Source organism: Paenibacillus sp. 01T422 (assembly GCF_056398785.1).
Genome location: NZ_JBFTQB010000479.1, coordinates 1 through 6,209 on the forward strand (window position 1 = coordinate 1; position 6,209 = coordinate 6,209).

At 45.4% G+C, this 6,209-nt stretch carries 4 protein-coding genes; all 4 read right to left on the reverse strand.

Annotated elements, in window-relative coordinates:
• Positions 1 to 179: 179 nt before the first annotated feature.
• Positions 180 to 665, reverse strand: coding sequence for a DUF2975 domain-containing protein (locus tag AC1DUA_RS23605; RefSeq protein ID WP_477502093.1), 486 nt, complete (start codon positions 663 to 665; stop codon positions 180 to 182).
• A 238-nt stretch (positions 666 to 903) separates the two neighbouring features.
• Positions 904 to 1,500, reverse strand: a complete 597-nt coding sequence (locus AC1DUA_RS23610; protein WP_477502094.1) for an RNA polymerase sigma factor — start codon at positions 1,498 to 1,500, stop codon at positions 904 to 906.
• Positions 1,501 to 2,278: 778 nt separating this feature from the next.
• The gene (locus AC1DUA_RS23615) at positions 2,279 to 4,639 is read right to left on the reverse strand and encodes a glucuronyl esterase domain-containing protein (RefSeq protein ID WP_477502095.1); all 2,361 of its coding nucleotides are present in this window, start codon (positions 4,637 to 4,639) and stop codon (positions 2,279 to 2,281) included.
• A gap of 194 nt (positions 4,640 to 4,833) precedes the next feature.
• Positions 4,834 to 5,487: a sugar-binding protein gene (locus AC1DUA_RS23620; protein WP_477502096.1), complete on the reverse strand. Its 654-nt coding sequence runs from the start codon at positions 5,485 to 5,487 to the stop codon at positions 4,834 to 4,836.
• Positions 5,488 to 6,209 lie beyond the last annotated feature (722 nt).

The following is a 6,209-nucleotide window of genomic DNA, read 5'->3' on the forward strand; positions in this document are numbered from 1 at the left end:
AGCTACGAGGCGGCTTGGTCCCTACCTCGGTTGGACTTTCACCAACTAGTTGTGCCTAGCTTTGCTAGGCGCACTATTGTGCTATCGTCCCCGTAGACCTGTTTTTATTGAGTGTCTTCGTCGCTTTTGTACTCCAAAAATCTCCTGGCTGACAATCCAAAGTCTTACATATCCGTTAATCAATCATTTTTTGACTTTATATCTGGGGCATTTTTTAATGGCTTCTGAAGTGCGTCTACAATGGCTGCGATGATACTTGTTGCTAAAATGCCCATTAGACATAATGATGTAGGACCCGCTGCATCATCACTACCTGTAACTTTAGCAAGCACCCTTAAGCTTACTATTCCTAACAAAATGAGGAGAATGACTGTAAAAGCACATCTCTTAATAATCTTCAAAGATTTAAGGGATAATTCAGAGAAAGCATTGTTCTTTTCGATGTAGATTAATAGTTTATATGCTTGATACAACGCAACCGAAAACGCAATACAGAATCCGTACGCACATACTAAAAAGGGGATTAGGAAGTAAGCCGTATCTGGATGGTCCCTTGCATCTCTAATGGCAATCTCAGGCAACCAGATACACAAAGCAAGCACTGCAATTCCAGCCAGAAAAATAATTACCTTTAAGAAAGTGGTTGAACCTCGTTTAATATTCATTTAGAACACCTCACTTATTTAATGACAACACGATTTTAGCATAATATTTATCGTTAAACAATAAATATGTATTGTTTATATATTATTGTTATTAAAATATCCCTTTAATTTTGACAATAAAAAAAAGCATTTCTCATTACAAAGAAATGCTCTTACTTTAAAATGTTAAATTTACAATTTGTTCAACAAAGCTGCCCGTTAACTGAGAAGGCTGCCGTTCTATATTACATCATCCGGATCAGGAGAGTTCATGCGCTTCACGCTCCTTCAGCCCGTTCACCTTCAATCTGGCACGATGGAGTCTGGATTTCACAGTCCCCTCCGAAATGTTAAGAATGGCTGCCATTTCCTTGATCGAGAGTTGATAATGAGCATGCAAAATCAGAATTTCTCGATACTTGGGAGGCAGAGAAATTACTTTTTTCCATATATCACTGGTATAAAGTTTCTCCATCGCTTCGTTCTCAGCGGATTGTGAGGTTCCGATAGACTGAATAAATCCGACGAGTGTAACTTTATGCCAAAATGCTTTGCGTAAATAATCATAAGCGGTATTGCGCGTTATGGTGAGCAGCCAGGTCTTCACTGAAGCATCGCCGCGAAATGTCGTCAAATTRCGATATACCTTTAGGAAAGAATCTTGTGTAATGTCATCGGCCAAATCCCTATTACGGCAAATAGTAWATGCATAATTCCAAACAGCACTCCCGTAGGCTTCCATTAAATTGCGAAGGATCGCCTTCTGATCGGTTGTTTCAGACACATACTTCAAATATTTAAATACATGGACACCGTTCGTCTCCATTTTCTCACCTCTCTGAATCAGATAAGCCATTGGGTATTTACATTCTGTTGTAGATTTTGTTCTCATATTAGGGGCTTTCAGTATATCACCCCAGAAAGGCAGGATGCCAAAATCGGCAATTGGGAATGTCCTCATCCATGCTCGAGATTACCGACTTTTTAGACAACAATTTGGGAGATACGTTTCCTTGCTACTTATTCTAAACCAAGCTTATTGAATCCCTCTAAATCGTTTATTAACAAAGTATAAACTCCTGCCTCCTCTGCCATCTTACAAGATTTAGTTAAGAAATTGTTTGGTGCTGACTTCTATATATTTTTTGTTCATGTGATTGTTCCTACGGTACTCATCCGGGATCACACCAAACCCTCTTTGAGCTCCTAATGTTAATAAATAAAATGTTGCGTTTAATACTTAAATAAATTAACTTATAAAATTATCTATTAATTTAAATTATTAACAATTGTTTCTATGAAACAAGGGACAGTTGCCTGCCGTGGCGATCTGTCCAATTCCATTTTCAATTTCTACTGTCAAGAATAGTAAACTAACTTCTATCCTAGTTGTCTTAGAGTAGAGTTTAGCACTTCTGCAAATTGATATAAGTTTGTATTTGAGAATATTCGGACATTAAACCACCACTTGCTATTTCCGGGTAATCACTAAGCTATGCTGCCCGTAATATAGGTGCCTATTTTAATAAGGTTTTACTTACTCGAGTTCGCTATCCTCATCTTATTATTGCTGGAAATTCTGCTCTTTTTCAAAGCATAAAAAAGAAGGACAGGATAACCTGCCCTCCGAATGATTATTCGAGAATCTTCCGTGCCACGATCGCAAGGTCGTTAATATCAATAACGCCATCGCCGCTAATATCCGCGATCTTAGCTTGCTCCCAATCCGGATCGGTATTTCTCTTGCCATAGTATTTAGCCATAATCGCCAAGTCTCCGATGGTTACTTTATCGTCTCCGGTCAGATCTTCCGGAATACGCGTGATAACCAAAGCCTTAAATGCTTGCAGCGCCGCATTCACATCAACTACCGCTTGATCCACTTGCTGCTGCGTTGCTGTTGCGCTGCCGGCTACGGTGTTCGCGCTGTCGATCGCTGCTTGCAAGATTGCCTTCGATCCTGCCGGATATTGGCCAGTACCGCTGCCTTCTGTCGCTGCATTGAGATCGCTTTGCGCTTTGATAAGGATATCGTTCAATGCCGTTTTGTCGATCATGGCTGATATTGCTAAGTTGTGGGAAACGCCGTCTACTGTCGTTTCCACTCCATCACCACCCGATAGAACCGCGTGAGATAACGCGATAACCGTATCAGCGGATGTAGCGAGCGATTTTGCTTTAAAATTAAGCTTCAGCAAATCACCGCTGGAATTTACCGAATCAACAGCTCCCAAGCTTGCCGCAATAATCCGGACTTGGCCCAACGTTTCTTTTTTACCCACGATCTCGAATTTGTCTTTTACGGATTTCACAGAGACAAACTCTACTTTTTCCGGGTCATAAGTGAAGGTCAAATCTTGAGCATAGACGCTGTCTGTCACATTGTTCAATCCGTAGGTCAGGTCAAATGAGGCACCGGCATGAGTTTCCGTAGAGCCCAGTAAAACTGCATTGAGCTTGGCTGGACCTGTTTCGGGAAACTCGTAGTAGTACCAGCCGTTGGTGCCGTTAATGCCGCCTTGGCCGCCGGTTATGGTGTTGAAACCACCCCAATAGTAATCGTAAGGACTTTGGGTTTGACCATTGGTGACTTTCAACGAGTAGGGGTCTGTATTCAATCTAGCTGCTTCGGTGTCGGTCAGAGTCTTCGTGCCGTAGAAGAAGTCTTGCAGATATTTACCTTCCACAGTGGCACTGGCAGCGCCATGAGGGTCTCCGGAGGCCACATAATTGCCAGTGTTGAACTTGACAAAATCGTCGCCATTGGCACCCAAAGTCCTGTAAACGCCCTTGCTGCTACTAAGGCTCATGTTGTCGGTCGTGGAGCCGTCATTATAGTCGTTAAGGTTAGTATCGATGATGATCGCGCGATTCGGTGCGAGGGTAGCCACCAGTGAAGCTTGGTCGAAGGGCAATCGGCTATAGTCGCCATAAGCGTAAGATTCATCCTCGTGCTTATACATGTGGCCATAGGGCATGAAGTGGCGGAACAGCTCGTTCTCACGGGTACGGTTGTGGCGGTAACTGTTGCCCGGACCTTCGGTGCCGTGGGCGATCACGTTCTCAGCGCCGGGGTTGCTGTTGCTGAAGATGGTGTCTTTGAAGTTGTACTCTTGCCCTTGGGCGTTATAACGCCAGTTGGCAGGACCAGTAGCACCGGCTCCGCCGGCAACGATTGCTTTTACACGCTCATCAAAGACTCCAGCCACAAAGGCATATTTGCCATTGATGGAGAAACCTTTGGTGACGGCGCGAGTGGGGTCGATCTTGGCCGCTAGGGCAGGATTGTTGGCGACTGCCAGCTCCAGTATGTCCAGATAGGCGGAAACAGCTGTGGCGTTAGCCATTATGACACTCACGTCAGCGGTAGTACTATTCCGCGAGTATGGAAAAAGACTGTAGAATGTGCCGCTACGGTTAGGGTTGCCCCACGCTAAATCATTACGAACGCCATCCGCTGCCCAGTTGGGAAAGCTAATATTAGCGATGCCGTTAGCGGTCCAGCTGCCAGCGAATGAGATCGGTGCGGCTTGCCCCTCAGGGACACCAGCAGTAGGCATGGTTATGCTGATATTCACGTTTTGCTCGGTGCCGCCGGCAAAGTTGACGTTTGTAGGTGTCACCTTCGCTGATACGGTGGCGTTGCCGGTACCGGCGTAGTTATTCGTCGTGATAGAGACCTTGTAATCCACATCCAGTTTTGGCTTATAGCCATACTCATAAAACTGGGCCAATTCCAAAATCTCCTTCTTGCGCTCGGCCCACTCCTCTTCGTTGGTTACCATGCCGTTGCTGCCCTTGGTCTCATCAAAGAACTTCCAAACGTTGGGCAGGGTGTTCACAGTGGGCAGGTCGTGGGGGTCCGGGTACTTCGTGTTGCCCCATTTCAGCCCTGTGAAAGCTTGGCTGACCTCCAATACGGCGGCCTCTTTCTCTGCACGGGTGGCGGAGGGACTGTTTTTGATCACGTTATATGCGGCCTTGGCACTAACCATACGGGACTTGGACTCTGGCGTCCATACATTACTTCCGTCTCCGTCATTGACTTCGGCAGTGCCGTTGCCCGATCCGCCAGGATTGTGCTTGGAATTCCAGAAGCGAATGTCCTCATCAGCACGCCAGCCGCTGTAAGCGAATTCAGTCTCCTCGTCCCAGCCAGAAAGTGTGACCTCACCCCAGTCGCGGTTTCTTACGCGTTCGGAGTTTGATTAAAGAACGAGCCCAGAGAAGGAATTCCGGAATTAGTGAATGAGGATACTGAGGTGGCGTTCGGGTTGGCACTCTGGAAGAAGACGCCCTGGGTGTCAGTTTCCATGCCCCACTTGTCGTTGAAGACATCCATAGAGACGAATAAACCGTCCATAGCAGGCGTGTAGTTGGCAGCAGACCAGTTCGGAATTCCAGTGTCGGATTTGGTGGTGTCACCGGTTACTTCAACCAATGCGTAGAGCATCGGTCCGTCCCACAAAAGACGTAAGGTGCCCTCGGTGGTGGCATCGGGAGCAGTTGCCGTCATAGCGGTGTTGTACTTGTTACCAATCCTGTAAACAGGGGCAGTGTCCCATACGGCTTCCTTGACGCCGTCCACCACGATGGTGGAGGTTGTAAACTTAGCATTACCCTGAGCCCTGGGAGAGGTGATTTTGAGGCTCATGTTATTGCTGCCTGTAGGAGTGTACCGTTCTGTAACATTGGTGTTGTTAATAAAGTTCTTGTCATCCCGCTGGTTATACGGATACTGGTCATCTGGTGCGGCAAAGGCCGCCGGTGCGGTAGTGCCAAACAACATTCCCAGAGCCAGCATAGCCGTAAGAGTGCTTCCAAATCCACTTCGTTTTTGCATGCATATCCCCCTCTTATGAATCTAACCTCGCAGCATTCTCCGATACTTGTTGGCACATTTGCCAGAGTCGAGAACATCATTGACATGTCGGTGGATGACCTATTGACCTTCGTTGCCTAGTGCTGTATAAATCCCTCTTGAATCCATTTCGGATAAATTATTTCAAGTTTACCTTCTTCGAGTCACCGCCTAACTTAAGTGGAGTTCATTGCATTTCGTAGAAGTCTAGATTTTGAAAACGCTTAACTGCTTCCTACTGTTGTTAAATCTATCATATGCATGTACAAACGGAATTCAATTTTTTTGGCACCTCACTATCAATTATTACAGATTTCTTCAGGATGAACGTCAGCCCCTCCTCCTCGCCTTGAAGTTCATAGACGAGGTAGTCTTCTACTCTTTCTGGTTTCGTTTTTAAAATTAAATAAAAATCGGCCTGTGACCTGCAGTTCCAGTAGGAACACGCAGATTCACAAGCCGAGCACATTTTCATTCATTGTGGTGGACGTCAGGAAATCCAGTTCCTGTCCATTAGGTAATTGCAAGGTAATAGCTGTTGACTCATATTAACTTCATTGGTATAACTATGTTGTCTAACTCATTACTTACTCTAATTGTGAGCTATATATATTCACAGAACAGGAGGGCCACGTTGCAATCAAATACTTGGTTCAAAGACAATCCATTTCTGCAATCTGGCAAACAAACCCTGAAGCAGAAAA

What these genes read in the sequence shown, in the direction of transcription:
- AC1DUA_RS23605 (WP_477502093.1), bottom strand. Translation starts at nt 665, where the DNA reads ATGAATATTAAACGAGGTTCAACCACTTTCTTAAAGGTAATTATTTTT.
- AC1DUA_RS23615 (WP_477502095.1), bottom strand. Translation starts at nt 4,639, where the DNA reads ATGGTTAGTGCCAAGGCCGCATATAACGTGATCAAAAACAGTCCCTCC.
- AC1DUA_RS23620 (WP_477502096.1), bottom strand. Translation starts at nt 5,487, where the DNA reads ATGCAAAAACGAAGTGGATTTGGAAGCACTCTTACGGCTATGCTGGCT.